Origin of the sequence: Pseudomonas sp. GL-B-12, assembly GCF_019955895.1 — a bacterium.
Classification (GTDB): Bacteria; Pseudomonadota; Gammaproteobacteria; order Pseudomonadales; family Pseudomonadaceae; genus Aquipseudomonas.
Genome location: NZ_JAHBCX010000087.1, coordinates 26,604 through 51,236, shown reverse-complemented (window position 1 = coordinate 51,236; position 24,633 = coordinate 26,604). Strand labels below are relative to the sequence as shown.

Below are 24,633 nucleotides of genomic sequence, written 5' to 3'. Positions count from 1 at the left end.
CCCTCGCCTACTCCTTCAGGATCAGCAGCGATTCGCCTTTTTTCACGATGTACGTTGCCAGTTCCGATGCCTTGCCCTGGCCCACGTTCTTCGCCACATGGGCGACGCCTTCGGGGATGTACAACGAGTCACCGGCCTTGAGCGTCACCGGTGCCCGCCCTTCCAGTTGATACTCGAAGGTGCCGCTGATCACGTGCGCCACCTCTACACCCGGGTGAGCATGTTTGGGCGACGTCACGCCCTTATCGAAGTCCACGAGCACCTGAAGGACTTCGCGATCCGCGGCGCCCAGGTCTTCGCGTACCAGGTCGGTGCGATGCAGGCCCTGCTGCCAGCTTTTCATTGCCGGGGCCGGCTGTGTTTCCTGGGCTTGAGAGAGGCTCGCTACGGTGGCGAGACCTGCGGCGGCCAGAACCAGACCAAGCTTGCCGATGGTGTGACGAGGGTGGATACGCAACATTGTCTTTCCTCCAGTTGAACCACGCCAGGCCGCGTCGAAAGTGGCGCGATGCCGGTGGTTCCATTTGGAGGCCGCCGTGTATCGCCCGGGTGTCGGGAAACGGCGGTTTTGTATGCCCGGGTAACGGCGGGCGTTGCGGATACCTGCGGATACAAACCCCCAGCGGCGGGCACGTCGTTGGTCTTATTCCCCCGCCGCCCCGCGACTGCCCTTGAACGCTTCGCGCCGGGCGCTGCGTTCGGCGATATAGGCGGCACTCGGTTCACTGATCAGGTCTGCGCGGTGCAAGGGCAGCCCGCAATGGGCGCAAAGCGGTCCGAGCCCGGCAGGCTCGCCACAATTGCGGTGGGTATACACCACCGCCAGGCCTTCCTCGGGGGATTTGCACCATGTTTCGCCCCAGGCCCGCAGCGCCAGGACCACCGAGTAGAACGCGTCGCCTTTTTCCGTGAGGTGATATTCGTAGCGTTTTGGCCGTTCGCTATAAGCGCGGCGCTCTACAAGCCCGTCGGTCTCCATGCTCTTCAGGCGCGCCGCGACCATTTGCGGCGTACCGCCGGTCTGCGCCTGGATGTCGTCAAAGCGATGGCTGCCCATGAACAATTCGCGCAGCACCAGCACCGTCCAGCGGTCGCCCACGACGGCTTCGGCCCGGGAAATCGGACACAGGGTTTCAGAAACGGTTGTTTTCACCGACATGCGGTATTGCCTCTTTCCTAGTTACTATGATTATCATATTAACGTAAATCCTGAGCAACTACACTTCATCATCCACGGATTGTCTTGCGGAGAACCGTCATGCCCAACGTCACCTACCCTCTTGACCGGACTGCCTATCTGCTGGTCGACCCCTACAACGACTTTCTGTCGGATGGCGGAAAGATCTACCCCTTGATCGAGCCCATTGCCAAGCAAGTCGGCCTGCTCGACAACCTGCGTACGCTTGATCGCACCATTCGCGCGCTCAACATCCCCGTGGTCATCGTACCGCACCACCGCTGGGAAAAAGGCGACTACGAAAACTGGGATCACCCAAGCCCCACCCAGTGCAAGGTCATGCACATGCATCACTTCGCACGGGGCGAATGGGGCGGCGAATGGCACCCCGACTTCGCGCCGAAGGACGGCGACATCGTCGTGCAGGAGCATTGGGGGTCGAGCGGTTTTGCCAATACCGACCTCGATTTCCGCCTCAAGCAAAAGGGTATCACCCACGTCATCATCGTCGGCCTGCTGGCCAATACCTGCATCGAGGCAACCGCCCGTTACGCTCAGGAACTCGGCTATCACGTCACCCTGGTACGGGATGCGACCGCCGCCTTCAAGCCGGAGATGATGCATTCGGCCCATGAGTTGAACGGTCCGACCTTCGCTCACGCCATCCTGACCACCGACGAACTGGTTGCCGCGCTGGCACAGGGAGGTGAGTGATGCAGTTGACCGGCAAACTGCTGATCGGCGCCAGTGATGTCGCTGCCCGCGAAGGCACCCTGAGGGCGCTCAATCCCGCAACCAACCAGCCGATTGAACCGGCGTTCGCACTGGGTAGCGTGGCCGATGTCGACCGGGCTGCGACCCTGGCCGATGAAGCGTTTGATGTTTACAGCCATACCTCGCTCGCCGTCCGAGCGGAATTCCTTGAACGCATCGCAGACAATCTCGATAGCGTGCGCGAGGCGCTGGCTGAACGCGCCGCCCTCGAAACCGGGCTGCCGCAAGCGCAGCTGGAAGGCGAGGCAATCAAAGCCGCCACCCAGTTCCGCCAGTTCGCCGATGTGGTGCGCACGGGCCGTTTCCTGCAATTGGCCATCGATCCTGCACAACCGGAGCGCCAGCCACGCCCGCGCATGGACCATCGCCTGCAAAAAATCGCCATCGGCCCGGTGGCAATCTTCGGCGCGAGCAACTTCCCCATCGCCTACTCGGTGGCCGGTGGCGATACCGCGTCGGCGCTGGCGGCGGGTTCGACCGTCATTCTCAAGGCGCACAACGCGCATCCCGGCGCCTCGGAAATCCAGGCCCGCGCTATCCGCCAAGCGGTGCAAGACAGCGAATTGCCCGAAGGCGTGTTCTCGATGGTACGTGGCTCCGGCAATGCCATCGGCGAAGCGCTGGTCGATCACCCGCTGATCAAGGCCGTGACCTTCACCGGTTCCGAACAAGGTGGCATGGCGCTGTATCGGCGTGCGCAGTTACGTCCCGAGCCGATTCCGGTTTTCGCCGAAATGACCAGCGTCAACCCGACCTTCATCCTGCCCTGGGCTCTCGCCGAACGCGGCGCGCAAATTGGCGATGGCTTTGTCGAGCGCATGCTGGTCAACGTCGGGCAAGCCTGCCTCAAACCAGCGATTCTGGTGGCCGTTGAAGGTGCCGGTTTTGCAGCGCTGCGCCACGCCATGAGCAAACGCGTGAGCGAAGCACCGGCACGCACGATGCTGACACCGGGCATCCATGGGGCGTACCTGAACGGTCTGTGCACAATGGAAAACGCCGGCGCCCGACTCGTCGCCGTTGGTTCGACATCGAGCGCGGAGGTGGATGGCCGCTCAGCGCTGTTTGAAGTCGATGGCCAACACTTTCTCGCCGAACCGTTGCTTTCACAGGAGGTATTCGGTCCTTCAGCGCTGCTGGTGAAGGTCAGGGATGAAGCAGAACTGTTGAGGGTCGCGCGTTCATTCAAGGGGCAACTCAGCGCGACCCTGCATCTGGAACAGGACGATTTGCCACTGGCCCGTCGCTTGCTGCCAACCCTGGAGCGACGCACCGGGCGCATCGTGGTCAACGCCTTCGCCCATCCACAGGAAGTGTGTTTTGCCACCGTGCATGGCGGGCCGTTTCCGGCCACCTCGGACAGTCGTTTTACTTCGGTTGGCATGACCGCCATCGAGCGCTTCCTGCGCCCGGTGGCTTATCAGGGCTTTCCCGATGCCCTGCTGCCGGAGCCTCTGCGCGAGGGTAATCCGTTGGGGCTGCCGCGAGTTGTGGATGGTCATTGACGAAAAAAAGACGAACATTCTTTCTGTGGTGAGGGAGCTTGCTCCCGCTGGGGCGCGAAGCGGCCCCAAAAATGGGACTGCTACGCAGTCCAACGGGAGCAAGCTCCCTCGCCACAGGTTCTTTATTGTTCGCTCTGTCTCTTGAATGAACGGAATTACGCTCCTGTCAGTTGTTTTTCGCCAGCCTGGTATCGCCGCTGTCCCAACCACCGCCCAGGGATTTGTAGATCGCCACAATGGCGCGGTACTGATCGGTTTCACCCAGTGCCTGGGCATCCTCGGCGTTCAGGCGCTCACGTTGTGCGTCCAGCAGCACCAGATAGTCCACCACCCCTTCCTTGTATTGCGTCGCCGCCAGATCAGCCGCTGCGCGACTCGACTCGCTTTGCTTGATCAACGACAGCAAGCGTTGCTGGCGTTTACCGTAGTCGCTGAAGGCGTTTTCCGATTCCTCCAGTGCGAGCAACACCTGTTGCTCATAGGTCGCCAATGCACCCTCGGCGTCGGCGTTTGCGCCACGAATGCGTGCCCGCACACTGCCCAGGTCAAACGCGGCCCAGGTGATGCTCGGCCCAAGGCTCCAGGCGCGGGCGGCACTGGAACCGATTTGTGAACCACGCCCCGCCGTGAATCCCAGGAACCCGCTCAAGCTCACCCGTGGAAACAGGTCGGCGGTGGCCACGCCGACATCAGCCGTTGAAGCCGCCAACCGGCGCTCTGCCGCGAGCACATCCGGGCGCCGACGCAACAGTTCGCCGGGATCGCCAATCGGCAACGCCTTGGCGATGGCCGGCAAATCCTTTGGACTCAAGTCGATGCTCAGGGTGTCCGGGCGTTCGCCCAGCAGCGTGGCGATGCGGTTTTTGTCGCGTACCTGTTCCGCTTGCAGTTGCGGCACGCTCGCCTCGACCGCCGCCAATCGGGCATCGGCGCGCACCACGTCGAGTTCGTTACCCACGCCAGCGTCACGCAGGCTCACCGTCACGGCGCGCGATTCGCTTTGATTCTTCAGGTTGGCCAGGGCGATCTTTTCCCGCAGTTGCGCACCGCGCAGCTGACCATAGGCGTCCACCAACTCGGCGATCATGGTCACCCGCAGTTGGTACAGGTCCGCCGCCGTGGCGTCTTCCCGGGCATCACTGGATTCCAGTTCACGCTGGATGCGCCCGAACAGGTCGATCTCCCAGGCCATGTCCAGGCCCAGATCGTAGCGCTCGATGTTGACCCGATCCACGCTCTGCCCCGGCACTTGAGCCTTGCCCTGCTGGCTGCTGACCCGGCTGGTGACCACCGGCAGATTGTCGTTGCTGACGTCATCGCGGATGGCCCGGGCGGCTTTCCAGCGGGCGAAGGCCACGCGCAAATCGCGGTTGCCATTGAGCGCTTTGCCGACCAGCTGATTCAGTGTGGGGTCGTCGAATTGCTGCCACCACACCGTTTCGAAACGCGTTTGATCGTAGTTGGCCCCTTGTGCCGACACGACATGCGCTGGCGCCGTGTCGGGCGTTTTGTAATCCGGCCCTACGGTGCAGGCGGCCAATGCCGCAACCAGGAGGCTGGGAAGGAAGAGCTTGAAAGCGTTCATCAGTGTGCCTCCGAATCAATAACGTTGAGCGAGTGAACCCGGGCCGCCTTGCGCGCGGCTTTACGTTCGATGTAGCGACGAATGAGGACGAAGAACACCGGCGTCAGCAGCAGCCCGAAGAAGGTCACCCCGAGCATCCCGGAGAACACCGCGACACCCATGGCGCGGCGCATTTCCGAACCGGCTCCGGTGGAAGTCACCAACGGAATCACCCCCATGATGAAAGCGATCGAGGTCATCAGGATCGGCCGCAAACGCATGCGGCAGGCGTCCAGCACGGCATCCAGCGGCGACAGGCCCTGGTCCTGCCGGTCCTTGGCGAACTCGACGATCAGGATCGCGTTCTTGCACGCCAGGCCCACCAGCACGATCAAGCCGATCTGGGTGAAGATGTTGTTGTCGCCCTTGGAAATGATCACCCCGGCAATCGCCGACAACAGGGTCATCGGTACGATCAGGATCACCGCCAGCGGCAGGCTCCAGCTTTCATACAGTGCCGCCAACACCAGGAACGCCAGCAGGACGCAGAGCGGGAACACCAGCAATGCGGTGTCACCGGACAAAATCTGCTGGTAGGTCAGGTCGGTCCACTCGTAGGTCATGCCGTTGGGCAGTTCTTCCTTGAGCAGTTTCTCGATGGCTTTCTGGGCCTGGCCGGAGCTGAAGCCGGGAGCCGCCGCACCGTTGATTTCCGCACTGATGAAGCCGTTGTAGTGCATGACCCGATCAGGCCCCGACGTCGGGCTGACCTTGATGAACGTGGCGAGCGGGATCATTTCCCCATGATCGTTGCGCACCTTCAACTGGCCGATCTGCTCCGGTTCCAGGCGGAATTGCTGGTCAGCCTGAACGTTGACCTGATAGGTGCGGCCGAAACGGTTGAAGTCGTTGGCATACAGCGAGCCCAGGTACACCTGCAACGTGTCGAAGATATCGCTGACGGCCACGCCGTGGGTCTTGGCTTTTTCCCGATCGATAGCGGCGTCGACCTGCGGCACGTTCACCGTGAAGCTGGTGAACAGATTGGCCAGTTCCGGAACGCTGCGGCTCTTGGCGATGACGTTCATGGTCTCTTTGTACAGGGCTTCATAGCCCAGGTTGCCGCGGTCCTCGATCTGCAGTTTGAAGCCACCGATGGTGCCCAGGCCTTGAACCGGCGGTGGCGGGAACACGGCGATGTAGGCGTCCTGAATGCTGCCGAATTTGGCGTTCAGCGAAGCGGAAATCGCCTTAGCCGACAGGCTCGGGTCTTTGCGTTCATCGAAGGGCCGCAAGCCGATAAAGGCGATACCGGCGTTCGGGCTGTTGGTGAAGCCATTGATCGACAGACCGGGGAACGCCACCGCGCTGTCAAAGCCAGGCTCGTTCATGGCGATGCTGCTCATGCGCCGGATCACCGATTCCGAACGATCAAGGCTGGCGGCGTCCGGCAGTTGCGCGAAGGTCACCAGGTACTTTTTATCCTGGGTCGGCACGAAACCGGTCGGCGTGGTGCTGAAGCCCATGTAGGTCATGGCGATCAGCCCGGCATACACCAGCAAGGCCACGCTGCTGCCACGAATGACCTTGGCGACGGCAACCACATAGCCATGGCTGGCTTTTTCGAATACGCGGTTGAAGGGTTTGAACAGCCAGCCACCGAACAGACGATCCAGGACTTTGGAGAAACGGTCTTTCGGCGCACCGTGAGCCTTGAGCAGTACCGCGGCCAATGCCGGCGACAGGGTCAAGGAGTTGAACGCCGAGATCACCGTCGAGATGGCAATGGTCAGGGCGAATTGCTTGTAGAACTGGCCCGTCAATCCGGAGATAAATGCAGCAGGGACAAACACCGCGCACAACACCAGCGCCGTGGCGATGATCGGCCCGGTCACCTCGCCCATGGCTTTCTTGGTTGCCTCGATCGGCTCCAGGCCCAACTCGATGTTGCGCTCGACGTTCTCCACCACCACGATCGCATCATCGACCACGATCCCGATGGCCAGCACCAGACCGAACAGCGACAGGGCATTGAGCGAGAAGCCGAACAGATGCATCACGGCAAAGGTGCCGATCAACGACACCGGTACGGCCACCAGTGGAATAATCGAGGCGCGCCAGGTTTGCAGGAACAGGATCACCACCAGCACCACCAGAATCAGTGCTTCGAACAGCGTGTGAACCACCGCTTCAATCGAACTGCGCACGAAGATGGTCGGGTCGTAGACGATCTCGTAGTCCATGCCTTCCGGGAAGTTCTTCTTCAGCTCGGCCATCTTCGCCCGCACCTGATCGGAGACGTCGATCGCATTGGAACCCGGGCGCTGGAAGATCGGCATCGCCACCGCTTCCTGGTTATTGAGCAAGGCGCGCAGGGCGTACTGGTTAGAACCGAGTTCAATCCGAGCTATGTCCTTGAGGCGAGTGATTTCGCCGTCCGGACCACTGCGGACAATCACGTTCTCGAATTCCTCCTCGGTGACCAGCCGCCCCTGGGAGTTGATCGACATCTGGAAGCTGGTGGCGTTGGGCGCAGGCGGTGCGCCCAGTTGGCCGGCAGCGACCTGACGGTTCTGTTCACGGACCGCGTTGACCACGTCAGTCGCGGTCAGGTTGCGTGAGGCGGTCTTGTTCGGATCGAGCCAGATCCGCAGCGAGTAGTCGCCAATACCGAACATCTTCACGTCACCGATACCGCTCAGGCGCGACAGCTCATCCTTGACGTTGAGGATCGCGTAGTTGGACAGGTACAGCATGTCGTAGCGTTTGTCCGGCGAGGTCAGGTGCACCACCATCGTCAGCTCGGGCGACGCTTTGTCCACGGTGATACCAATGCGCGTCACTTCTTCGGGAAGCTTTGGCTCGGTCCGGGTCACGCGGTTCTGCACCTGCACCTGGGCGTTGTCCAGGTCAGTGCCGAGGGCGAAGGTCACCGTGAGGGTGAGCCGGCCATCGGCCGTGGACTGCGAATACATGTACAGCATGTTCTCGACGCCGGTGATGGCTTGCTCGAGTGGCGCGGCCACGGTTTCGCCGATGACCTTAGGGTTGGCGCCCGGGTAGTTGGCGTGGATGACCACGGTGGGTGGCACCACCTCGGGGTATTCACTGATCGGCAACTGGAACAGCGCGATGGCGCCGGCGATCAGGATCAGCAGCGACAACACCGCAGCGAAGATCGGCCGCGTGATAAAGAATTGTGAGAACTTCATGACGGTGTTCCTTTATCCGCGAGGCGAAACGGTTGTATCCGTTTTCACCAGTGCCGGGGACGGAGCGGCGGGCTGATTACCCGCCTCGATGGCCTGGCGTTGACGAGCCAGGGTGGCGACGGTTTCTGCGTCGGCCATCGGCGCGTCCTGCGGCGCGACCACCGCGCCGGGACGAACCCGTTGCAGGCCGTTGATGACGATGCGGTCTTCTTTCTGCAAACCGCTACGCACGATGCGCAAGCCTTCGAGCTTCGGTCCCAGATCGACGCTGCGGTACACGGCCTTGTTGTCCTGGTCGATCACCAGCACGAACCTCTTGCCCAGGTCGGTGCCCACCGCTTCGTCTTTGATCAGCAGGCCGGCATAGGCCGCGCTGCCCACCAGTTTCAACCGGGCGTACAGCCCCGGGGTGTATTGGCCATCGGCGTTATCGAACACCGCGCGACCACGGATGGTGCCGGTCTTGGGATTGACCTGGTTGTCGACGAAGTTCATCTGCCCCAGGTGGCTATTGCCCTCCTCGTTCGACAAGCCCATGTACACCGGCGTGGATTGACTGCGCTGGCCTTGACGGGAGAGCTGGCCGTACTTGAGGAACAGGCGTTCGTCGGCATCGAAATAGGCGTAGACCTTGTCGGTGGAGACCACGCTGGTCAGCGCCGAGGTGTCGGCGGTGACGATGTTGCCGGCGGTGATTTCGGCACGGCTGACCCGGCCGCTGATCGGCGCGGTGACGCGGGTGAAGCTCAGGTTCAGGCGTGCCAGATCGAGTTGCGCCTGCACGGCATCGACGGCGGCCTTGGCTTCCTGGGCGGTGGTGTTGCGGGTGTCGGCCAGTTCTGCAGAAATCGCATTGCTGCTCAACAGGCGCTGACCGCGTTGCGCTTCATTGCCAGTTCGAACCAGCGTGGCGCGAGCTTGCTGCAACTGCGCTTCGAGGCGATGCACTTCGTGTTCGAACGGCCGTGGATCGATCTGGAACAGCAAATCCCCTTTCTTGACCGACTCGCCATCCGTGAAGGCGACACGATCGATCTGCCCCGAGACCCGCGGGCGAACCACGACGGTTTCCGGCGCTTCCAGACGGGCGGTGACTTCATCCCATTCGGTAATGGGTTGCTCGAGCACTTTGGCGACCGTGACAGGTGGTGCACCAGGAGCCTTGGCGGCATCGGGTGCGTGGCCGCAAGCAGTGATGGCCGCCAGGGTCAGGACAGCAAGGGGATAACGCAAAGGTTTGAGTGACTGTTCCATGGGTAGTGTCCGCCTGACGGTTTAGGGGTTGGAGAATTCTCGGCCGCACAGGGGGCAGCGACGAATTGAACGGAGTGAACTTGGTTATCATCATTAATGATGACTGTCATGTATAAGCACAAAAAAAATGAATACTCAGATCAAGCCTATGAATTAACCGGTTTTTTACTGCAAGCCGTCAGACTGACGACCGAGCAAATGGAGTCCAGTGCGGGTCCAAGCGTTTGCGCTACCTGCAAGGCTCGGGTGGTCGGTTCCATTTTGTGGCCAATGCGTTTAAACAGAGGGTCGTTGAACAGCGTACGCAATCGACTCAATGCGCCGCTGACCGCCGGCTGGCCCAGGGCAAGCTTTTCTGCGGCGCGGGAGACATTGCGCTCCTGAATGAGCGCCTCGAAAACCACCAGCAGATTGAGGTCGATACTGCGCAGATCATTACGTTTCATGGGTCAGCACCCTGTGAGATGTTTTGACTGGAGCCACGGGCCCGGAACCTGCAAAGCCATTGCCGCGAATTTATATTACGATCATAATAAATACCAGCCCCTCAGCAAAAATTTGCCAGGGCGCTCATCGGATGACAGGACCCCACTCATGAAAGTGACGAAAGACCAGGCAGCAGCCAACAAGGAAGCGATCCTCGGCGCGGCCTCGAAGATGTACCGGGAAAAAGGCATTGATGGCATCGGTATCGGCGAACTTTCCCGCTCGGTGGGCCTGACCCACGGCGGCTTTTACGGACAGTTCCCCGGCGGCAAGGAGCAGTTGGCGTCAGAGGCGGTCAGCCGCACGTTCGAAACCAACATCGAAGACTGGCGAGCGGCTAAATCGATCCCTGAACTGCTCAAGGGTTACTTGAGCCAAAGCCACCTGAGCAACTGGACCGAAGGCTGCCCGATCCCCGCCCTGGGCGCCGATGTCGCGCGTAATGGCGGTGCCATCAGCCACTCGTTCACCCAAGGCGTGCAGACCCTGATCGAAACGCTGCTGCCATTGGTCGATGGCGAAACCGATGATGAAAAGCACGAGGAAGCCTTGCGTATCCTGTCCTCGATTACCGGGGCCATACTGATCGCCAGGGCCCTGGACAACCCTCGGTTGTCGGAGCAGTTTCTGCAATCGGTGATTAATGCCTGGCCTGCCAGCCCCGAGGCTTGATAAGCCTGGATGATTGCCAGAGCCCTGGGTGTCTCGGATAGACCGCACCTTGCTCTGCAAAAAACCAGAGATACAAGTCATAAATGAGGAGTCGCCATCAGCGCTCCAGGCAGCTTCAACAAGTCTGAACTAGCTTTACCTGCAAGTTTCGAGTGCCTGGAGTTCTTCCTGCTAGCGATCCACTGCCTACCGGCAAGGAGTTGTGATGCGCGCCACAGCGTTTTCGGTCGGTGGACCTGCCCCTTGGTTCCAGTGCCGCACTCAACAAAGAGAGCGCTTTCATTTCGACACTATTGCCGGTCGGTATGTAGTGCTTTCTTTTTTTGGTTCTGCGGCTGATCCCGCATCAATTAAAGTTCTGGAAGGTGTTCGGGCCCATCGCCAGCGGTTCAATGACGATCACGTCTGCTTCTTCGGTGTTTCCGTAGATCCAGATGATGAAAAGCTCAAGCGGGTAGAAAGTTCGATACCTGGCATGCGCTTCATCTGGGACTTCGATCGGTCAGTCAGTAAGCTCTACGGTACATTGCAGATAGACGGCAGCATCAGGCAAATGACCTATGTGCTGGATCCTGCGTTACGTGTCCTGGCCATCGTCCCGATAGAGACGCCGGTTGATAACCATGTACCCTCTTTAATGCGTTTTCTGGATAGATTACCCGCACTGGCACCGCCACATGCCGCCACTCCACACGCACCAGTCCTGGTGATTCCCCGTATATTTGAGCCCAAGCTGTGTAAAGCACTAATAAGTTACTACGACGAACGTGGCGGAGAGGAATCCGGGTTTATGGTGGAGCAGTCGGGTAAAACCGTCCACATCACCGACCATGGCCACAAGCAACGTCGTGACTGCAATATTGAGGACGAGGCTCTATCCAAAGCATGTTCGTTGCGTATAGCCAACCGTTTGCTTCCAGAGCTACATAAAGCGTTCCAGTTCAATGCCACTCGAATGGAGCGCTATCTGGTGGCCTGCTACAACAGCGATGAAGGCGGGCATTTCCGGCCCCATAGGGATAACACCACGAAGGGAACAGCGCATCGCCGTTTTGCCGTTTCCCTGTTTCTTAATACGGGAGAGTACGAAGGCGGTTTTCTGCATTTTCCAGAGTTTGGAAAAGCGCTTTACAGCGCTCCAACAGGAGGGGCTGTGGTGTTTTCGTGTTCACTTTTGCACGAAGCCACTACTGTAACCCAAGGTCGCCGTTATATGTTTCTCCCGTTTCTATACGATGATGCTGCTCGCGTCGTTCGAAAAGAGAATCTCCCATTTCTTGACCGCTGACTCGTGCTCAACACAATTGTTCGTGCGGTTGCGGATGGTCCAGGCCACGGCGATCTGGCCGGTCAGGGATTCGCCGCGGGCCTCGCCCCACAGCGTGTGGGCGAGGATTACAGCTGCTTGATCGGACGCCTCTTCGATAATCTCGGCGTCAGTGACCGCTTTCGATTGCCTCCCAGTCGGGTTACCTGGTTGTCATAGGGGTTCTCTAATGCTTGAAATTGTGGCGGGTTGAGACTATCAGTGAGGTTCAATCCTTCGAGGGCAAAGCAATGCCAACGACTGAAGAAGCTGTGTACGCAGCAGCCAGGCTTCGCGCCCGCAATCGGGGAGAAAACGAAACTATGGCCGCAGTCAAGGCACTCGATGCGGTGGCGATACTTAAAGAAACTCTATCTGGAGATAAGTACCAGGAAGCGCTTGAGAAACTCTATCTTGAGTACTCAACACCTTGATTTATCTGTGCCGCATTCACCTGCGGCACACCTCGTTCAAACCAGCCAATCGCCTCTGTGCCGCAGCCACGGCAGAAAACAGCGCCCGACGCATGATGAAGAAGTCGTAGGAATACAGGCATAGTGAATCGCCACACCTATGCCTCGATGATGCTATCTGCTGGCGAGAATCCAATGTGGGTAGCCAGGCAACTCGGCGTAAGCGTCCGGCCAAGACGCTCCCTCGAAATCACAATCAGTCGGGACTTTCTAAACCCGTCTACCAACACAGCTGTCGCAGAGAAATTTCAAAATTTTTGAACCGAGGTTAATCTTCTACCCCTTCGACTATGACGCAAGGACAGCTGATGGCCCTCACCAGTGAAATCTCTCCATATAACCCTCAGTGGCCGCTACTTTTTACCGCCGAAAACCGACGAATAGCGGAGGGCTTCGGTGCTGAGCTTATCGGAACTCATCATATTGGTAGCACCGCCGTTCCGGGGCTTTCTGCCAAACCAGAAATCGACATCTTGGTTGTGGTGTTGGAGCATATAAATGAGGCGGCTCGTAGCGAGTTCATGCGTACATTGGGCTATGTGCGGGGAACAGATCTTTCCGCCGGACACCACTTTTATCGTCGCGATGTTGATGGGGCGAGAACTCATAAAATACACGTGTGCGTTGCTGGTCATGAACAGATTGCACGAATGTTACGTTTCCGCGACCTGTTGAGAGAAGACAGCACTATCCGCAAGCAATATCAGAATTTGAAGCTGCGGCTCGCAGCTAACAACCGGGGAGGCATTGCTGAATATCTCGCGCATAAGGCGCCCTACATTGACGCCTTGATGGATATGCACCTAGGGGATTAAGTCCGTGTTCATATCAGTTCTCCAGAGCTAAACGGGTATCCACTGATGCGGCAGCAGCTCAGCAACCTCACTCGCCCGCTGCGTCGGCAGACGTGTGAGAACATCCTTCAAGTAAGCATACGGATCATGCCCGTTGAGCCGCGCCGACTGGATCAAACTCATGATCGCCGCCGCACGTTTACCGCTGCGTAACGAGCCCGCGAACAGCCAGTTCGAGCGTCCAAGAGCCCACGGCCGGATTTGATTCTCGCACCGGTTGTTATCGATAGGCACATCGCCGTCATCGAGAAAGCGCGTCAGCGCTATCCAGCGTTTGAGGCTGTAATCCAACGCTTTGGCGATGGCCGATCCCTCAGGCACAAGCTGCCTCTGAGCGATCATCCACGTATGAAGTGCGTCGATGATCGGCCCTGCTTTGTCCTGCCGTATGCACTGCCGGATATCCGGCTCCAGTTCGCGCGCCTCTCGCTCAACTTCGTACAAGGCTGCGATGTAGTGCAGCGCTTTTTTCGGCAATCTGGCTCTTGTTGGTCGCGTGTAAATCGAAGAACTTGCGGCGCGCATGCGCCATGCAGCCGATTTCCGTAACGCCCAGCTCAAAGCCTGCCTTGTAGCCGGCATTATGTTTTGCAACTCATAACGCTGGTTATGTTGCGGCCTGAGTTATGTTGCGGGGGTAAGGGGCGCCGCCTCCCAATCGGGAGTCCGGCGCAAAAAGTGGCACATAAATTCATGCTACAACCCCCGCATGAACGCCATGAGAGATGCTGAATTCGGTCGCAGGCGCACAGCCTTAGGCACATTTGTCCCGTCCAAACATGCAAGCGCCTTGGCCTTCATTTCGAGATCGACTTCCGCGTAGATGTGGGTTGTGTCCAAGGAGACATGCCCGAGCCAGGCCCGAATTGTATTGATATCGACCCCGGCTCTTAACAGGTGAACGGCGGTCGTGTGTCGAATAGTGTGCGGGCTGATGCGCCTATCTTGCATGGAATCAACCCGCTTGCCGGCTGCTCGTCCATACACCGACACAACGCGATACATGCCGAATCGAGTCATGGGATTCCCGGTACGACCTATGAATACGCGATCCTCTGTTCTGCGTTCGACGATGAGTGGCCGCAGCGCTGTAGCTGTTACTGCCCACAGGGGGCATACGCGCCATTTGTTTCCCTTACCCAGAATGCGCACGGAGGGTGAAGTCCCAAGTTGCAAATTACCAACGCTGAGGCAGGCAGCTTCGTCAGCGCGGGCGCCAGTGTTGTATAGAAAAAGCAAAATCGCATAGTCCCGTGCACCCTGGCTCGTAGCTCGATTAGGTGCCCGGAGCAGAGCCTCCACTTCTGGCTTGTCGAGATAGTGGATGACTGCCTGGGTAGTTTTTTTGAACGGGATAGAACGGATCTCTGAGCACCACGCCAAATGCTCTGGCGATCGCATAGCGATGAAACGCCCTAATGAATGAATCGCGCAGAGCCGCTGGTTGCGCGTGACAATGCCACAACCGCGCTCGTGTTCGACGTGTTCAAGGAATGCGCGCACGATGGCGGGCGATATGTCGAGCACCGACAAATGGTCGATTGCCACCGAGGCTTTTCGACTGACAAATGGAAGCAGGAGGGTCAGCGTGTCGCGGTAACTGATCTGAGTGTTGTGGGAAAGGTTGCGCTCGGCGACCAGATACTCCAACAAGAAGCGACGTACCCATGCCCCGAGGCGATTGCGGTCAATCATGATCAATCTCCTGGCCTGAATAAATGGCAAATCGGCGACTAGCTTCGTGCAACAGTTCGGGAGTCATGTGCAAATAGCGCTGAGTCGACCTTATGTCGACGTGCCCCAGATACGTTGCCAATTGCGGCAATAGCCGCTGTACATCCTTGCCGGTGCGATACCATCCCAGTACACGATGTACGGCGGCTGTATGCCGCAGATCATGGAGGCGCGGAGGCCGTAGCTCGCCTGTTGGGCGAGCAATGCCTGCCGCCAAACGAACGCGTTGGAACAGAGTTATGACGTATTGGTAGTTCAGGCGATGGCCAGTACGAGTGCACAGCAGGGCAGAGTCTTGGCCTAGTGGAAGTGCTAGCGCGCAACGTTGTCGTAGATAGACTCGCAGTTTCGATGCCAGCCTGGGCCCAATCGGCACCAGCCTTGTCTTATAAAACTTTGTGTCACGAACGGTGATGATTCGCTGCTCGAGGTCGACGTCACAGAGGTTTAGTCTGATCGCCTCGCCGACGCGCAACCCAGCACCGTAAAGGATCAGCAGGAGGGTTCTGTATGTCGCAGCTTGAAGGCGACTGAGCGAGGTACTCAGTATGACGGTGGCATCTAACAGGTGCTGTATTTCTGCGGTGGCATAGACATAGGGCGTCTGTGCCGGTGGAAGCTGTGGTGGTCGTTCCGGCAGGGGCGAGATCGTTGCGTGGCCACGTGCGATTGCGAAGCGATAAAAGCTAACAAGTAATCCTCGCTTCGTCTTCCACGTAGCGCTTAGCTCACCGTGCCCGTGCAGAAATGCGGCTACTGCCTCTGGAGTAACTTCGGGGAGCGGTAGGTTTCCAGTCTCACGTGCAAACTGACGCAGCACTCTGGCACTGCTATTCAGGCCCACGCCTTGGGCACGACGGACAGCCACGTAGGCATTGACTACGTCCAAGGTTCTCATAGCAGGTCTCCCAGGTCGAAGTCACCGACTTCACGTAACGAGACCAGATCCACCTTGGTGTACGTCATTGTCGCCGATGTGCTGCGGTGGCCAAGGTGGTCGCCAATCTCCTTGAGACTCAGCCCATTGGCGAGCAGCCTGGCCGCGCATGCATGTCGAAGCGCGTGCGGCCCCAAATGTGCAGCTTGTATGTTGAGCAGGCGCAATCTGCCGCTGACGATGTTGTATAGCCCAGCAGCGGAGATGGGGATTCGCGGCGCCCGAGTTCGGATGAATATCTCAGGGTGCAGTACCTTCGGACGCACTGTGTCGACGTATTGCGCTAATGCCTCAGCCACTGTGGAGACCAATGGGTAAACCTGCGGCTGACGGCGCTTCAATCGCCAAATACGCAATTGGCCAGCAGCCCAGTCGATCTGATCCAACCGGAGTGCGGCAACTTCTCCTCGGCGCAAACCGTAGATGGCGAGAAGCATCAGGATGGCTCGGTCGCGCACATCGAGTTCAGAACTTGAATTTGTAGTTGCGAGTACTCGCTGAACATCCTCCCAGCTCAGCGCATAGGGAAGTGACTCCAGGGCGTAATGTCGCGGGGAGCGGATCGAGTCGGCCAATGTACTGCTGCATGTTCCCTGCGTTGCCGCGTAGCGCAGGAATACCCGCAACATTGTTGCGACGTGCCCTGCCGAAATTCGCGACCACCGTTGCGCACCGTAGGTGATGAAGTAGGCATCAATATCCTCGGGGCTAAGCGTCGAAAATCGGCGGCCTGTGTTGAAGCACCAGCGCAAAAAGGTTGCCGCTCGACTGCGCCATTGACTGATGGTACATGGTGTCAAACCGCGTTCATCCCGCATCCACGAGACGAAAAGCTCAAGATTCTCCTCGAATGGAATTGGCTCCGCCGTTGGCTCTTGCCACCAGCCTAGGAACTTAAACCAAGGTCTTGCGGTGTTTATCAACGTCGTAGCAGTTGCAGGAGAATTGGCCGGCAATGGCCCTTCGTGAATGATCTGGCGCAGCCGTGACGAATTGATTGCATTGAGGTCGCTTGGCTGCACCCGCTCGGCGATCCAAAGCAAGCAGCACGCCTTCAAGTAAAGGGAGGCATGCGTACAGCCCTGCTCAGCACAGTGCTGTAGATATCGCTCGCGTTCAGCGGCCAGCGATCCCGCACGATGGCGTTTACAGGCAGCGTTTGAAGAATAGATATTCTCGAACATGGCAGACACTCCAGGGGATGAAGGTCTACCAAGGCGCTGCAATTTATGTTGCGTCAATCGCCTATCGACAACAGAGAAACTGCCTATTCGCTCGGTCGGGATCACATAACTCAGGCCGCAACATAACCAGCGAAGTCATCGCAGACCAGCTTGCCGTTCCAGTGGCCGAGGAAGTTTCGAGCATGTTCGCCAGCACGGCTCGGGCTGAAGTCGTAAACAACCGCCGCCAGCTCGGAGAACTGACTCGTGGCGTAGGCCCAGACGTAAGCGCGATGAGTTTTCTTCGCGCCGGGCATCAGCATTTGTACCGGCGTTTCGTCAACGTGAACGACCCCGTGCGTCAGCACGGCTTCGCGTAGCGCATCGACTAGCGGCTGTAATTGCACGCCGCACTTGCCCACCCACTGCGCTAGGGTCGAACGGGCGATGGGCAACCCGGCACGTCCGAAGATTTTCTCTTGGCGATACAGCGGCAGATGGTCGGCGAACTTGGCCACCATGAAGTGGGTGAGCAGGCCCGTTGTCGGTATGCCTTTGTCGATAACATGCGCCGGTACCGGCGCCTGGATCAGCGTTTCGCATTGTTCGCAGGCCCATTTCCCACGAATGTGGCGCTCGACCGTGAACACGCCGGGCGTGTAGTCGAGCTTTTCGCTGGCATCTTCGCCGATGCGTTTTAAGGCGCAGCCGCACTGGCAGTGGCTGTTTTCCGGTTCGTGATGGATCAACGTGCGAGGGAACTGCGATGGCAGCGCAGCGCGCTTGGGCTGCTGGCGAACTTTGGCTTCGACTGCTGCCGGTTGCAGCACCTCAAGTTCGGCTTCGATATCGGTGGCGATGCCTTGATCGGGATGAAGGCGGTTTGCAGGGTCAGAGTTTTCTGCGCATGCACCCGAATCCATTTATGGACGAGGTTGGCATTGAGGTTGTGGGTCAACGCGACATTGGCAATCGAGATGTCAGGCGTTGCCTGACCTGATCATGCGGCTGTTCGAGTTGCTTCATGCGAGGCGGAAGAGTTTTGAGTCGCGACATGTTCCATACATCCTCTTTGCCATTCGGGGTACGTGTCGCGCCCTACTTGTTCAGCTTCGGCTGAAGGATCACCCGAGCAATCATCACGACCGTGAAGGTGACCGTCAGCTTGACCGGCCCGGTAGGCTCGTTCATTGCCTCCCAGTCGGGTTGCTTGGTTGTCATGGGTGTACTCAGATGTTTGAAATGGTGGCGTGGCTACGGATACTGGCGGGGATTAATTCAACGAAGGAGTCAGAGCTATGAAGGAAAACTGATTCATTCCCCGCAGGTTAAGGATTAACGCAGTGGTTTGAGGCAAAGGTTTAGGCGAATCCTCAGAGCCGATCCCCCTTGGCCACACTTGTTTTCATATGGTGGCGAACGGAAGATTGCTTCGACCTACCATGCGGCACTCTCATTCAAGTGCTCACATGACAAACCGACTTTCTTAGCTTTGAGCATCATGCACGGTCACCCTCACTCCCGTAGCCACAATCTCGTACTCAGTCTCAGAAATCTTTTTCACGTCACCACCAGATTGCATTTCGAAATGCTTCAGGCCTTCATGTCGAACCATGCCGTTTGGCGAGCGCTCAATGGTCTCGTCCTGATAGATGTTAATCACGTAGTGCAAGTTATCCGTGCCAACCCCAACTATTTTTCCAACATATTTATCTGCCATGTCCGAACTCCTTGCGTGAAACCTCAAAGTATCTGGTACTGACAGATCAATCCAGAGCATTGAACAGTTCAGCTCTCCATGATGTTGATCTGTACCTGGGCGTGCCCGTGCAAGAGAGATACGGCCAGGCCCTGAGGCAGACCAGCAGCCTTTGCAGCATCGATCGCTTTGACAATGGCGCTATCCAGATCAGTGATGGCCTTGTTGATGGCAGGGCTCAGTGGCAATGCGTGATGTAGCCGGGTGACGCTGCTCATTTGGCCAACTTCGGCTGCAGGATCACCCGGGCATGGGTGTTGGCGAGGCGATTCAACGCTTCGACCTTCGGTGCCTGCTTCTGGATGACAGCCTGAAGTTGAAGGTTTTGCTCTGCCTGGTCGGCCGCGAGCCTAAGGGCTTCAGGGAGAGATTGCGGAACCGTGACAAAGGGCGCATGTCACCGGTGTGCAACAAGATCCCGAACAGATGCTCGATGCCCCGCGTTGTCCGGATTCGAGCGTTGAAGCAGGCTCACATGTGCCATGCACATTTTCCCGGCCAATTCCTCCGCCCCGCTTTCCTTGACGGTGGTGTGGCAAGCCCTCAAGAAATCTTCCATTCGTAAAACCTCAAATTTGTTTCCGTGGCGCCCTGCTGGTGCCTGAGCGATTATTTGGTAAGCGGTTTAAGCGGCTGAAGGTTCTGAAATTATTTCCGGAGGGAAAGCGTCGTCCAATGCACACTGCGCGCCGAGGTTATTCAGCGCTGCAACGATCTGGCGCGCCTCACTGAGCCCCGGGCAACGCCGTCCAGATTCATAGTTGGCCAGACGCGACTGATTCCAGCCGAGCGACCGCCTCAGGTCTGCCTGGGTGATGCTTGCTCTTTCTCGAATCATGCGAACGTGGTTCATGGATTGATTCCTCTCAAACGTGATCAAAGGATAAACACGTATCGTGTTAAACACAAACACAATAAGTGAAAGCCGGTTATTTCAATACGTGATTGAATCCCGCGCATGAACGAATTGGCTGAGCGCATTAAACGCGCGAGAAAGAAAGCAGGAATGTCCCAGGCGCAGCTGGCAGAGGCTTGTGGCTGGTCTCAATCCCGCGTCGGCAATTACGAAGCAGGCACGAGAGAGCCGTCTCTGGCAGATATCGAATCTATGGCAAAGACGCTGCGGGTCGACAAGTCTGAACTGCTTTTAGATATGCAGCCTGAGGTAGCACGTCCAGACGTCCCGCCAAAAGCCTCAGCAGCGGATATCGTCCAGCGGATGCTTTCGAAGCACGGTAAGAGCCTCTCAGCAGACGCCCGCCAGAAAATTGCTGATGCGGTTCAGGAGACAGCAGTCGAGGTTAGCGGTGGAAACGTTGTTGTTGGCGACTTCTCTCGCCCTGGCCTTGTCGGCGATGAAGTTTGGATCGCTCACTACGACATCCGCGCTGCAATGGGTGGCGGGCAGATCGCTGCCGATTACCCAGAAATGTTTCAGGACGTCCGGGTAAGCCCGAAGCATCTGCGCGAGCTGGGCGTGGACTTCGAAGAGCACTACCACTTGAAGATAGTCACCGGCTGGGGCCAGTCGATGGAGCCGACGATCAAGCATCGCGACCCGCTGATCGTCGACGTGCACATTCGGGAGTTCGTCGGTGACGGGATCTACCTGTTTTCGTGGGACGACCACATCTACATCAAGCGTCTGCAAGTGGCCGATGAAGATCACTTCGAGATGATTTCCGACAACACCCGGCACAAAGACCGGATGATTAGTCGAGATATGACGTTCATCCAGGCGAGAGTGCTGTTGGTGTGGAACGCTCACCTGGTGTAGCACCCCAAAGCGTGAGTAATGTAGCGACTGAGTGGACTTTGGATGAAAGATGCGATCAAGGAAATCACCGATGCTCTAGACCAGCAGATGGAGCTGAATTTTTTCATGGCTCACAAGCTGATAGAGCTGTCCCCGCCCGACGAACGAAAGCGCCTGAAGAAAGAGCTGCATACTCGACTGAGCACGCTAAGGGAGCGAACCCTGAAAGCTACTGTTGCGCTTGATAGATTGGTGAGCGATCACAAGCCATCCCGATCCTCAGTGCTGCTGACGATCAAGAAATGGTTTTCCCGCAGCTAATATCTGACACCCCAAAGAATTTCAGGAGGCTCGATGCCTCACACCAATCCCAACCAAGAGCAGTGAAGGGTGGAAGGATTGTGCGAGCGAAGCCGGAGTAATTTGGCGCGGCGTGGATTTGTACTAGATCTAGATCGAGGGTTGATGGAATGGCGCACTCACTTCACTACCAGATAGGGGAATCCGTCCGTACCATCGAGGCCGAGGTGGGGAAGCTGCTCGATTTGGCAGCAACGCTTAGAGATGCAGGGGAGGAAGACCTGGCTGTAGCCGTCTCGGCCCAGGCGAATAAGCTGCTGGGGGCTGCGGTAGCACTGAGAGTCGCTCTGGCGGGCTGAATACCGGATTAGTGTTGTGGGGACTTGTAAGGGGTGATGATGGGGCTCAACAAACCAGTGCAGGACCTGAAGCGCGATCTGCAGGGTGTCGCCTCTGATCTGAAGTGGTCGGCCGTGGAGTTAGTTCGGATTGCCGAGCGGCTAAGCCACGCAGGTAATGGACCAGACGCTGAGGCGCTTCGAAGGATGATCACAATCTTCCAGCAAGGTGAGAATCGGTTAGATGGCTGGATTAAAGAAATCGGTGCAGGTCAGGTAGTCCGGCCGGCGAAGGCAGACCACTGCCAATTATCGCGGAATGGATTGGCAGGAGGTTGTCATGGCACTTAACAAACCCAATCAAGAGTTACGCCGCGACTTGAAAGCCGCTGCATATTCCCTCGAAGAAGCTGCCCTGGAAATGTTCAGGCTTGCAAAACAGCGCGGGGATACAGAGCTTCTGGAGGCAATGGAGACGATCGAAAAGCTGCATGAGCAAGCTGATCGGCTGACTGCTTACACAGATGAGGTGAAGGCGGGAAGGATTGTCCGGAAGGCTGAATAGCCATGCGTTCTGGCGGGCGTATTCGCGCTAGATCCTGAAATACAAGCAATGCCCTGCAAACGGTTACTCAATGAAGAAGAAGCTGACGGACAGTAAAGCAGCAGTGACTGCTGCTGAAATTGAGCGTTCTATCCAAGCCCTGAACAAAATGGCTGAACGCCTATGGGGGGATGGCCGGGAAGCCGAGGCGAAAGCTCTCCTCGATGCCTTGGACGCGTTAAACCGGGCGCTTGATCGGATCAGGATTGGAGAGAGTCGCAGGGTTCTCCATTGAACGGCACAAATTAGCTGGCGGGTTATGAAGGCGAGAAGGATTGTGCGGGGGAAGGCGGAGTAGGCGCGTGGTATGACGGCGAGATGTTGTAGCGGCCTGGCGGTCGTACCGATGTAACTCAAATGCCCGGCTCAGAGCCGGGCTTCTCGTATCTGCCCCTGTCATGCCTTCGTCACACCTACCAAGCACAATGCAGTCAGCCAAAGGGATTTGGCCCATCTACAGAGAGCCCGGCCTAGCGCCGGGCTTTTCGTTTCTGTTCGAAGGCTCTCCAAAAACCCAGGTGTGCTCAGGTCGCAATCAAGCCGGGGTTCTGGGGCTCAATGATTATGCATGAGCGAAAGTTGCTCGGTATGTGCGTTGAGATCATTGCGGAGGTTGGCGAGCATACTCTCTATTGCACGATTGCTGTTGAGCTCGGAACAGGAGATGCCGGTAGAGAAAAGATCTAGCCGGCCTGTCTCCGGACTGTAGATACGGACAGTCAGACTGTTGTCAGATGAAACTGAGCATGCGCAATACATCGGGAGAAAACTTCTCTCGACCAGGTATCGAAGCTCTAGACTGGAAAGCATGGCGGCTACCCTCAACAGGAGCCAACCAAGAGACTCATGCTATAGCGCGTAAAATCAAGAGCGTGTAACGATTGCACGCTAGATCACCTTATCCTTAACCTTGGCGGAGAAGGTTACTTTTCAGTCTATGCTTTATCCGGCACCGACCGTTAGATCGTTTGGCAGCAGCCTGCAATCGACTAGACAGAATCATCAGGGGTGCAATTTGCGCCTGAACACACCCACGCGGGGCTTTTCGTATCCGCCCTGTCACGCCTTCGTCACACCTACCCAGCACAATGCAGTCAGCCAAAGGGATTTGGCTCATCTACAGAGAGCCCGGCCAATGTGCCGGGCTTTTTCGTATCTGCGACATGCTTTTCACGAAACGCTCACAGAATGGAGCGCAGATTGAACGGACAAAAGGATTTGACCCCGTACAGAAAGCCCGCCACTGAGCGGGCTTTTTGCTGCCTGCTACGCTTTTCCTCACGCAAAGGAGGACCAAGCCATGCCGACCAACGACCTCATCCCTTCCCTGATCTACAAGCTCAACGAAAACCAGCTCGCTATTGCTGAAGCAATTGAAAGCATCTCCTTTTGGATAGAGCAGCTGCATGGCCCGGCAGAGGATGCAGTCAGAATCCGCAATTCTCTGACCAAGCTCGATGATAATTTGGAGTTCATCACGCGCGGAGTCGCCGAACTGATGAATGACTAAGGCTGTCCAGCGCCGGGCTTTTTGTTTCTGCGTTGCCACACCTACCCAGCACAATGCAATCAGCCAAATGAATTTGGCCTATCTACAGATAGCCCGGCCTGATGCCGGGCTTTTGCATTCCCCCTACCCAATCCTGAACGCTGGCCTCAGCACATGAGTAGCTTTGAGGTCGCATCGAATCTCACCTATGAGCTTGCTTATCTCTCGATTGCCATTGAGTCTCGCAGTAGAAATGCCTGTCACCAGCAACTCCACTCTTCCGGAAACTGGCTCGAAGATCTGGGCCTGCAGCGATCCGCCTGGATTGACTCGACACTCGCAGGACAGGGGAAGGAATGCTGATTCGATGATGTGACGTAACTCGAGCGTGGATAACATGATGACTCCTACAGGACAGGAGTCAGCCAAGGCACTCATGTTTGTTGTTACTGATAGGCTCAAGAACAAAACGCCTGAACGCGCCACCCCAAACCACTTGGCAGGGCGACGAGCTTTCCAATGTACGCCTTAAGTCTTGGCCCATTAGACCGTTTCGGAGTTGCGCACTTTCATTCCCACTCCCCTACTACGCTTTCCTCGCAGAAAGGAAGGCCAGTCATGCCAGACGGTCCAACCCCACCCTTCTCTACCGCCTCAACCAGAGCATCATGGCCCTGGGTTGTGCCGTTAAAGAGATCGGTATTTGGGTCGATCTGCGCGGCTCCACGGAAGTATCCAACCGCATCGAGGACCACTTGGCCGGAAACCGGAAATCGAAGCCCGCCAAGCGCCGGGCTTTTCCATTTCAACAACATGCTTTTCACGAAACACTCACAGAATGGAGCGCAGATTGTCTGCTACTCCTTACATTCCTTAGCCCGCCCGCATGCGGGCTATTTTTTTGGTCGCTGTTTGGCTCTCCATTCACTCGATCGAAATCGAAGCCCGCCGAGCGCGGGCTTTTTTATGCCTGTCAAAAAGGCGCGGCCTCCTCGACTGGCTCCAGCACTTCCACCGGCCGATCCTCCTCGGCACTTGCCTCCCACCTCAGCGTCACCGACTCGTCGTCGTTGAACGTCATGTCTATGCCGTCCGTTTCGGATAGCAGGCCCATCACCTCCTCCCACTCTCGTTCACCGTCCGTGCCGGCGACCGGCGAGCAGACAGGCCCGAAAGCCTGCCAACGACAGGAACAACCTGGACGGCTGCTCGATGGTGAAACGCCTTAACCGTGTGAATGACCCGGCAAGCAATGTGCCCCACCCCTCCGGCGGCA

General features: G+C 57.6%; 28 protein-coding genes and 7 pseudogenes. 13 read left to right on the top strand and 22 right to left on the bottom strand.

The genetic code is table 11. The features are described from left to right. Positions 1-7 precede the first annotated feature (7 nt). Entirely contained in the window at positions 8-460 is a 453-nt protein-coding gene (locus KGA85_RS29830) for a cupin domain-containing protein (RefSeq protein WP_223458179.1), read from the bottom strand. Positions 461-643: 183 nt separating this feature from the next. Further along, positions 644-1,159 (bottom strand): winged helix-turn-helix transcriptional regulator, encoded by a 516-nt coding sequence (locus KGA85_RS29825; RefSeq protein ID WP_223458181.1) that lies wholly within the window; start codon positions 1,157-1,159, stop codon positions 644-646. Positions 1,160-1,258: 99 nt separating this feature from the next. On the opposite strand from KGA85_RS29825, the gene KGA85_RS29820 reads away from it, so the two are divergent. Further along, positions 1,259-1,891 carry an isochorismatase family cysteine hydrolase gene (locus tag KGA85_RS29820; protein ID WP_223458183.1) on the top strand — a complete coding sequence of 211 codons (633 nt, stop codon included), beginning with the start codon at positions 1,259-1,261 and terminating at the stop codon, positions 1,889-1,891. After that, positions 1,891-3,456, top strand: a complete 1,566-nt coding sequence (locus KGA85_RS29815) for an aldehyde dehydrogenase (NADP(+)) (RefSeq protein ID WP_223543608.1) — start codon at positions 1,891-1,893, stop codon at positions 3,454-3,456. Before KGA85_RS29820 ends, KGA85_RS29815 begins: the two co-directional genes overlap by 1 nt. A 166-nt stretch (positions 3,457-3,622) precedes the next feature. On the opposite strand, the gene KGA85_RS29810 is transcribed toward KGA85_RS29815, so the two are convergent. The 4 genes from KGA85_RS29810 to KGA85_RS29795 form a co-directional block, all read right to left on the bottom strand. After that, entirely contained in the window at positions 3,623-5,041 is a 1,419-nt protein-coding gene (locus tag KGA85_RS29810) for an efflux transporter outer membrane subunit (protein ID WP_223458187.1), read from the bottom strand. Beyond that, positions 5,041-8,232, bottom strand: a complete 3,192-nt coding sequence (locus KGA85_RS29805; protein WP_223543607.1) for an efflux RND transporter permease subunit — start codon at positions 8,230-8,232, stop codon at positions 5,041-5,043. Before KGA85_RS29805 ends, KGA85_RS29810 begins: the two co-directional genes overlap by 1 nt. 12 nt (positions 8,233-8,244) lie before the next feature. Beyond that, a complete protein-coding gene (mexE, locus tag KGA85_RS29800) occupies positions 8,245-9,486 on the bottom strand; it encodes a multidrug efflux RND transporter periplasmic adaptor subunit MexE (protein ID WP_223533458.1) in 1,242 nt (413 codons plus the stop codon). Positions 9,487-9,632: 146 nt separating this feature from the next. Further along, the gene (locus KGA85_RS29795) at positions 9,633-9,932 is read right to left on the bottom strand and encodes a LysR family transcriptional regulator (RefSeq protein ID WP_223458192.1); all 300 of its coding nucleotides are present in this window, start codon (positions 9,930-9,932) and stop codon (positions 9,633-9,635) included. Between the two features lie 148 nt (positions 9,933-10,080). On the opposite strand from KGA85_RS29795, the gene KGA85_RS29790 reads away from it, so the two are divergent. Together KGA85_RS29790 and KGA85_RS29785 are read left to right on the top strand one after the other, a co-directional pair. Further along, positions 10,081-10,644, top strand: a complete 564-nt coding sequence (locus tag KGA85_RS29790; RefSeq protein WP_223458194.1) for a TetR/AcrR family transcriptional regulator — start codon at positions 10,081-10,083, stop codon at positions 10,642-10,644. A gap of 205 nt (positions 10,645-10,849) precedes the next feature. Further along, positions 10,850-11,932, top strand: coding sequence for a 2OG-Fe(II) oxygenase (locus KGA85_RS29785; protein ID WP_223533459.1), 1,083 nt, complete (start codon positions 10,850-10,852; stop codon positions 11,930-11,932). 24 nt (positions 11,933-11,956) lie between these two features. On the opposite strand, the pseudogene KGA85_RS29780 reads toward KGA85_RS29785, so the two are convergent. Then, positions 11,957-12,070, bottom strand: a pseudogene (locus tag KGA85_RS29780) (cell wall hydrolase); the annotation flags it as partial. Between the two features lie 131 nt (positions 12,071-12,201). On the opposite strand from KGA85_RS29780, the gene KGA85_RS29775 reads away from it, so the two are divergent. The 3 genes and pseudogenes from KGA85_RS29775 to KGA85_RS29770 all read left to right on the top strand — a co-directional run bounded on the left by KGA85_RS29775 (position 12,202) and on the right by KGA85_RS29770 (position 13,238). After that, positions 12,202-12,384 carry a hypothetical protein gene (locus KGA85_RS29775; protein WP_223458196.1) on the top strand — a complete coding sequence of 61 codons (183 nt, stop codon included), beginning with the start codon at positions 12,202-12,204 and terminating at the stop codon, positions 12,382-12,384. Positions 12,385-12,513: 129 nt separating this feature from the next. Continuing rightward, positions 12,514-12,582, top strand: a pseudogene (locus KGA85_RS31540) (site-specific integrase); the annotation flags it as partial. 149 nt (positions 12,583-12,731) lie between these two features. Then, on the top strand, positions 12,732-13,238 hold the full coding sequence (locus tag KGA85_RS29770; protein ID WP_223458198.1) for a GrpB family protein: 507 nt from the start codon (positions 12,732-12,734) through the stop codon (positions 13,236-13,238). A gap of 27 nt (positions 13,239-13,265) precedes the next feature. Here KGA85_RS29770 and tnpC (KGA85_RS29765) read toward each other — a convergent pair. From tnpC (KGA85_RS29765) to KGA85_RS29720, 11 genes and pseudogenes are all read right to left on the bottom strand, one after another. Continuing rightward, positions 13,266-13,857, bottom strand: a pseudogene (gene tnpC / locus KGA85_RS29765) (IS66 family transposase); the annotation flags it as partial. Positions 13,858-13,973: 116 nt separating this feature from the next. Beyond that, entirely contained in the window at positions 13,974-14,972 is a 999-nt protein-coding gene (locus KGA85_RS29760; protein WP_223543606.1) for a tyrosine-type recombinase/integrase, read from the bottom strand. Continuing rightward, positions 14,965-15,909, bottom strand: coding sequence for a tyrosine-type recombinase/integrase (locus tag KGA85_RS29755; protein WP_095128462.1), 945 nt, complete (start codon positions 15,907-15,909; stop codon positions 14,965-14,967). Before KGA85_RS29755 ends, KGA85_RS29760 begins: the two co-directional genes overlap by 8 nt. Then, on the bottom strand, positions 15,906-17,132 hold the full coding sequence (locus tag KGA85_RS29750) for a tyrosine-type recombinase/integrase (RefSeq protein ID WP_223458199.1): 1,227 nt from the start codon (positions 17,130-17,132) through the stop codon (positions 15,906-15,908). The genes KGA85_RS29755 and KGA85_RS29750 overlap by 4 nt, the downstream gene beginning before the upstream one ends. Before the next feature lie 113 nt (positions 17,133-17,245). Then, positions 17,246-17,965, bottom strand: a pseudogene (gene tnpC, locus KGA85_RS29745) (IS66 family transposase); the annotation flags it as partial. A 244-nt stretch (positions 17,966-18,209) separates the two neighbouring features. Beyond that, a complete protein-coding gene (locus KGA85_RS31220) occupies positions 18,210-18,332 on the bottom strand; it encodes a hypothetical protein (RefSeq protein WP_257605438.1) in 123 nt (40 codons plus the stop codon). A 265-nt stretch (positions 18,333-18,597) separates the two neighbouring features. Then, entirely contained in the window at positions 18,598-18,831 is a 234-nt protein-coding gene (locus KGA85_RS29740; protein ID WP_046038049.1) for a hypothetical protein, read from the bottom strand. 68 nt (positions 18,832-18,899) lie between these two features. Then, positions 18,900-19,088, bottom strand: coding sequence for a hypothetical protein (locus KGA85_RS29735; RefSeq protein ID WP_223458201.1), 189 nt, complete (start codon positions 19,086-19,088; stop codon positions 18,900-18,902). Between the two features lie 41 nt (positions 19,089-19,129). Continuing rightward, a pseudogene (locus KGA85_RS29730) lies at positions 19,130-19,249 on the bottom strand (DNA-binding protein); the annotation flags it as partial. A gap of 2 nt (positions 19,250-19,251) precedes the next feature. Then, positions 19,252-19,429: pseudogene (locus KGA85_RS29725) on the bottom strand (phage regulatory CII family protein); the annotation flags it as partial. A gap of 66 nt (positions 19,430-19,495) precedes the next feature. After that, positions 19,496-19,723, bottom strand: a complete 228-nt coding sequence (locus KGA85_RS29720; RefSeq protein ID WP_223458203.1) for a helix-turn-helix transcriptional regulator — start codon at positions 19,721-19,723, stop codon at positions 19,496-19,498. Between the two features lie 105 nt (positions 19,724-19,828). On the opposite strand from KGA85_RS29720, the gene KGA85_RS29715 reads away from it, so the two are divergent. The 5 genes from KGA85_RS29715 to KGA85_RS29695 all read left to right on the top strand — a co-directional run bounded on the left by KGA85_RS29715 (position 19,829) and on the right by KGA85_RS29695 (position 22,103). Continuing rightward, positions 19,829-20,647 (top strand): XRE family transcriptional regulator, encoded by an 819-nt coding sequence (locus KGA85_RS29715; protein ID WP_223533460.1) that lies wholly within the window; start codon positions 19,829-19,831, stop codon positions 20,645-20,647. 42 nt (positions 20,648-20,689) lie between these two features. Beyond that, positions 20,690-20,947 (top strand): hypothetical protein, encoded by a 258-nt coding sequence (locus tag KGA85_RS29710; RefSeq protein WP_223458207.1) that lies wholly within the window; start codon positions 20,690-20,692, stop codon positions 20,945-20,947. Positions 20,948-21,324: 377 nt separating this feature from the next. Then, positions 21,325-21,615 (top strand): hypothetical protein, encoded by a 291-nt coding sequence (locus KGA85_RS29705; protein WP_223458209.1) that lies wholly within the window; start codon positions 21,325-21,327, stop codon positions 21,613-21,615. After that, a complete protein-coding gene (locus KGA85_RS29700) occupies positions 21,605-21,829 on the top strand; it encodes a hypothetical protein (protein WP_008019294.1) in 225 nt (74 codons plus the stop codon). The genes KGA85_RS29705 and KGA85_RS29700 overlap by 11 nt, the downstream gene beginning before the upstream one ends. A 70-nt stretch (positions 21,830-21,899) precedes the next feature. Beyond that, positions 21,900-22,103, top strand: coding sequence for a hypothetical protein (locus KGA85_RS29695; RefSeq protein ID WP_043302433.1), 204 nt, complete (start codon positions 21,900-21,902; stop codon positions 22,101-22,103). 320 nt (positions 22,104-22,423) lie between these two features. Here KGA85_RS29695 and KGA85_RS29690 read toward each other — a convergent pair whose 3' ends face one another. After that, entirely contained in the window at positions 22,424-22,678 is a 255-nt protein-coding gene (locus tag KGA85_RS29690) for a DUF1652 domain-containing protein (RefSeq protein ID WP_223458211.1), read from the bottom strand. Positions 22,679-23,168: 490 nt separating this feature from the next. Between KGA85_RS29690 and KGA85_RS29685 the strand changes: the two genes are divergently transcribed. Next, on the top strand, positions 23,169-23,378 hold the full coding sequence (locus tag KGA85_RS29685) for a hypothetical protein (RefSeq protein ID WP_223458213.1): 210 nt from the start codon (positions 23,169-23,171) through the stop codon (positions 23,376-23,378). Positions 23,379-23,501: 123 nt separating this feature from the next. Here the strand turns inward: KGA85_RS29685 and KGA85_RS29680 are convergent, their stop codons facing one another. The 3 genes and pseudogenes from KGA85_RS29680 to KGA85_RS29670 all read right to left on the bottom strand — a co-directional run. After that, entirely contained in the window at positions 23,502-23,756 is a 255-nt protein-coding gene (locus KGA85_RS29680) for a DUF1652 domain-containing protein (protein WP_223458215.1), read from the bottom strand. Between the two features lie 170 nt (positions 23,757-23,926). Further along, complete coding sequence (locus KGA85_RS29675) at positions 23,927-24,181, bottom strand: hypothetical protein (RefSeq protein WP_223458217.1); 255 nt, start codon at positions 24,179-24,181, stop codon at positions 23,927-23,929. A 149-nt stretch (positions 24,182-24,330) separates the two neighbouring features. Further along, positions 24,331-24,501 (bottom strand): annotated as a pseudogene (locus tag KGA85_RS29670) (DUF1654 domain-containing protein); the annotation flags it as partial. Positions 24,502-24,633: the final 132 nt, after the last annotated feature.

Excerpts from the sequence above, each read along its gene's own strand:
- KGA85_RS29705 (WP_223458209.1), top strand. The coding sequence starts at position 21,325 with ATGGGGCTCAACAAACCAGTGCAGGACCTGAAGCGCGATCTGCAGGGT.
- KGA85_RS29750 (WP_223458199.1), bottom strand. The coding sequence starts at position 17,132 with ATGTTCGAGAATATCTATTCTTCAAACGCTGCCTGTAAACGCCATCGT.
- KGA85_RS29770 (WP_223458198.1), top strand. The coding sequence starts at position 12,732 with ATGGCCCTCACCAGTGAAATCTCTCCATATAACCCTCAGTGGCCGCTA.
- KGA85_RS29685 (WP_223458213.1), top strand. The coding sequence starts at position 23,169 with ATGCCGACCAACGACCTCATCCCTTCCCTGATCTACAAGCTCAACGAA.
- KGA85_RS29690 (WP_223458211.1), bottom strand. The coding sequence starts at position 22,678 with ATGCTTTCCAGTCTAGAGCTTCGATACCTGGTCGAGAGAAGTTTTCTC.
- KGA85_RS29760 (WP_223543606.1), bottom strand. The coding sequence starts at position 14,972 with ATGATTGACCGCAATCGCCTCGGGGCATGGGTACGTCGCTTCTTGTTG.
- KGA85_RS29700 (WP_008019294.1), top strand. The coding sequence starts at position 21,605 with ATGGCACTTAACAAACCCAATCAAGAGTTACGCCGCGACTTGAAAGCC.
- KGA85_RS29785 (WP_223533459.1), top strand. The coding sequence starts at position 10,850 with ATGCGCGCCACAGCGTTTTCGGTCGGTGGACCTGCCCCTTGGTTCCAG.
- KGA85_RS29720 (WP_223458203.1), bottom strand. The coding sequence starts at position 19,723 with ATGAACCACGTTCGCATGATTCGAGAAAGAGCAAGCATCACCCAGGCA.
- mexE (WP_223533458.1), bottom strand. The coding sequence starts at position 9,486 with ATGGAACAGTCACTCAAACCTTTGCGTTATCCCCTTGCTGTCCTGACC.
- KGA85_RS29790 (WP_223458194.1), top strand. The coding sequence starts at position 10,081 with ATGAAAGTGACGAAAGACCAGGCAGCAGCCAACAAGGAAGCGATCCTC.
- KGA85_RS29735 (WP_223458201.1), bottom strand. The coding sequence starts at position 19,088 with ATGAGCAGCGTCACCCGGCTACATCACGCATTGCCACTGAGCCCTGCC.
- KGA85_RS29825 (WP_223458181.1), bottom strand. The coding sequence starts at position 1,159 with ATGTCGGTGAAAACAACCGTTTCTGAAACCCTGTGTCCGATTTCCCGG.
- KGA85_RS29810 (WP_223458187.1), bottom strand. The coding sequence starts at position 5,041 with ATGAACGCTTTCAAGCTCTTCCTTCCCAGCCTCCTGGTTGCGGCATTG.
- KGA85_RS29795 (WP_223458192.1), bottom strand. The coding sequence starts at position 9,932 with ATGAAACGTAATGATCTGCGCAGTATCGACCTCAATCTGCTGGTGGTT.
- KGA85_RS29740 (WP_046038049.1), bottom strand. The coding sequence starts at position 18,831 with ATGGCAGATAAATATGTTGGAAAAATAGTTGGGGTTGGCACGGATAAC.
- KGA85_RS29680 (WP_223458215.1), bottom strand. The coding sequence starts at position 23,756 with ATGTTATCCACGCTCGAGTTACGTCACATCATCGAATCAGCATTCCTT.
- KGA85_RS29755 (WP_095128462.1), bottom strand. The coding sequence starts at position 15,909 with ATGAGAACCTTGGACGTAGTCAATGCCTACGTGGCTGTCCGTCGTGCC.
- KGA85_RS29820 (WP_223458183.1), top strand. The coding sequence starts at position 1,259 with ATGCCCAACGTCACCTACCCTCTTGACCGGACTGCCTATCTGCTGGTC.
- KGA85_RS29815 (WP_223543608.1), top strand. The coding sequence starts at position 1,891 with ATGCAGTTGACCGGCAAACTGCTGATCGGCGCCAGTGATGTCGCTGCC.
- KGA85_RS31220 (WP_257605438.1), bottom strand. The coding sequence starts at position 18,332 with ATGACAACCAAGCAACCCGACTGGGAGGCAATGAACGAGCCTACCGGG.
- KGA85_RS29830 (WP_223458179.1), bottom strand. The coding sequence starts at position 460 with ATGTTGCGTATCCACCCTCGTCACACCATCGGCAAGCTTGGTCTGGTT.
- KGA85_RS29710 (WP_223458207.1), top strand. The coding sequence starts at position 20,690 with ATGAAAGATGCGATCAAGGAAATCACCGATGCTCTAGACCAGCAGATG.
- KGA85_RS29775 (WP_223458196.1), top strand. The coding sequence starts at position 12,202 with ATGCCAACGACTGAAGAAGCTGTGTACGCAGCAGCCAGGCTTCGCGCC.
- KGA85_RS29695 (WP_043302433.1), top strand. The coding sequence starts at position 21,900 with ATGAAGAAGAAGCTGACGGACAGTAAAGCAGCAGTGACTGCTGCTGAA.
- KGA85_RS29805 (WP_223543607.1), bottom strand. The coding sequence starts at position 8,232 with ATGAAGTTCTCACAATTCTTTATCACGCGGCCGATCTTCGCTGCGGTG.
- KGA85_RS29715 (WP_223533460.1), top strand. The coding sequence starts at position 19,829 with ATGAACGAATTGGCTGAGCGCATTAAACGCGCGAGAAAGAAAGCAGGA.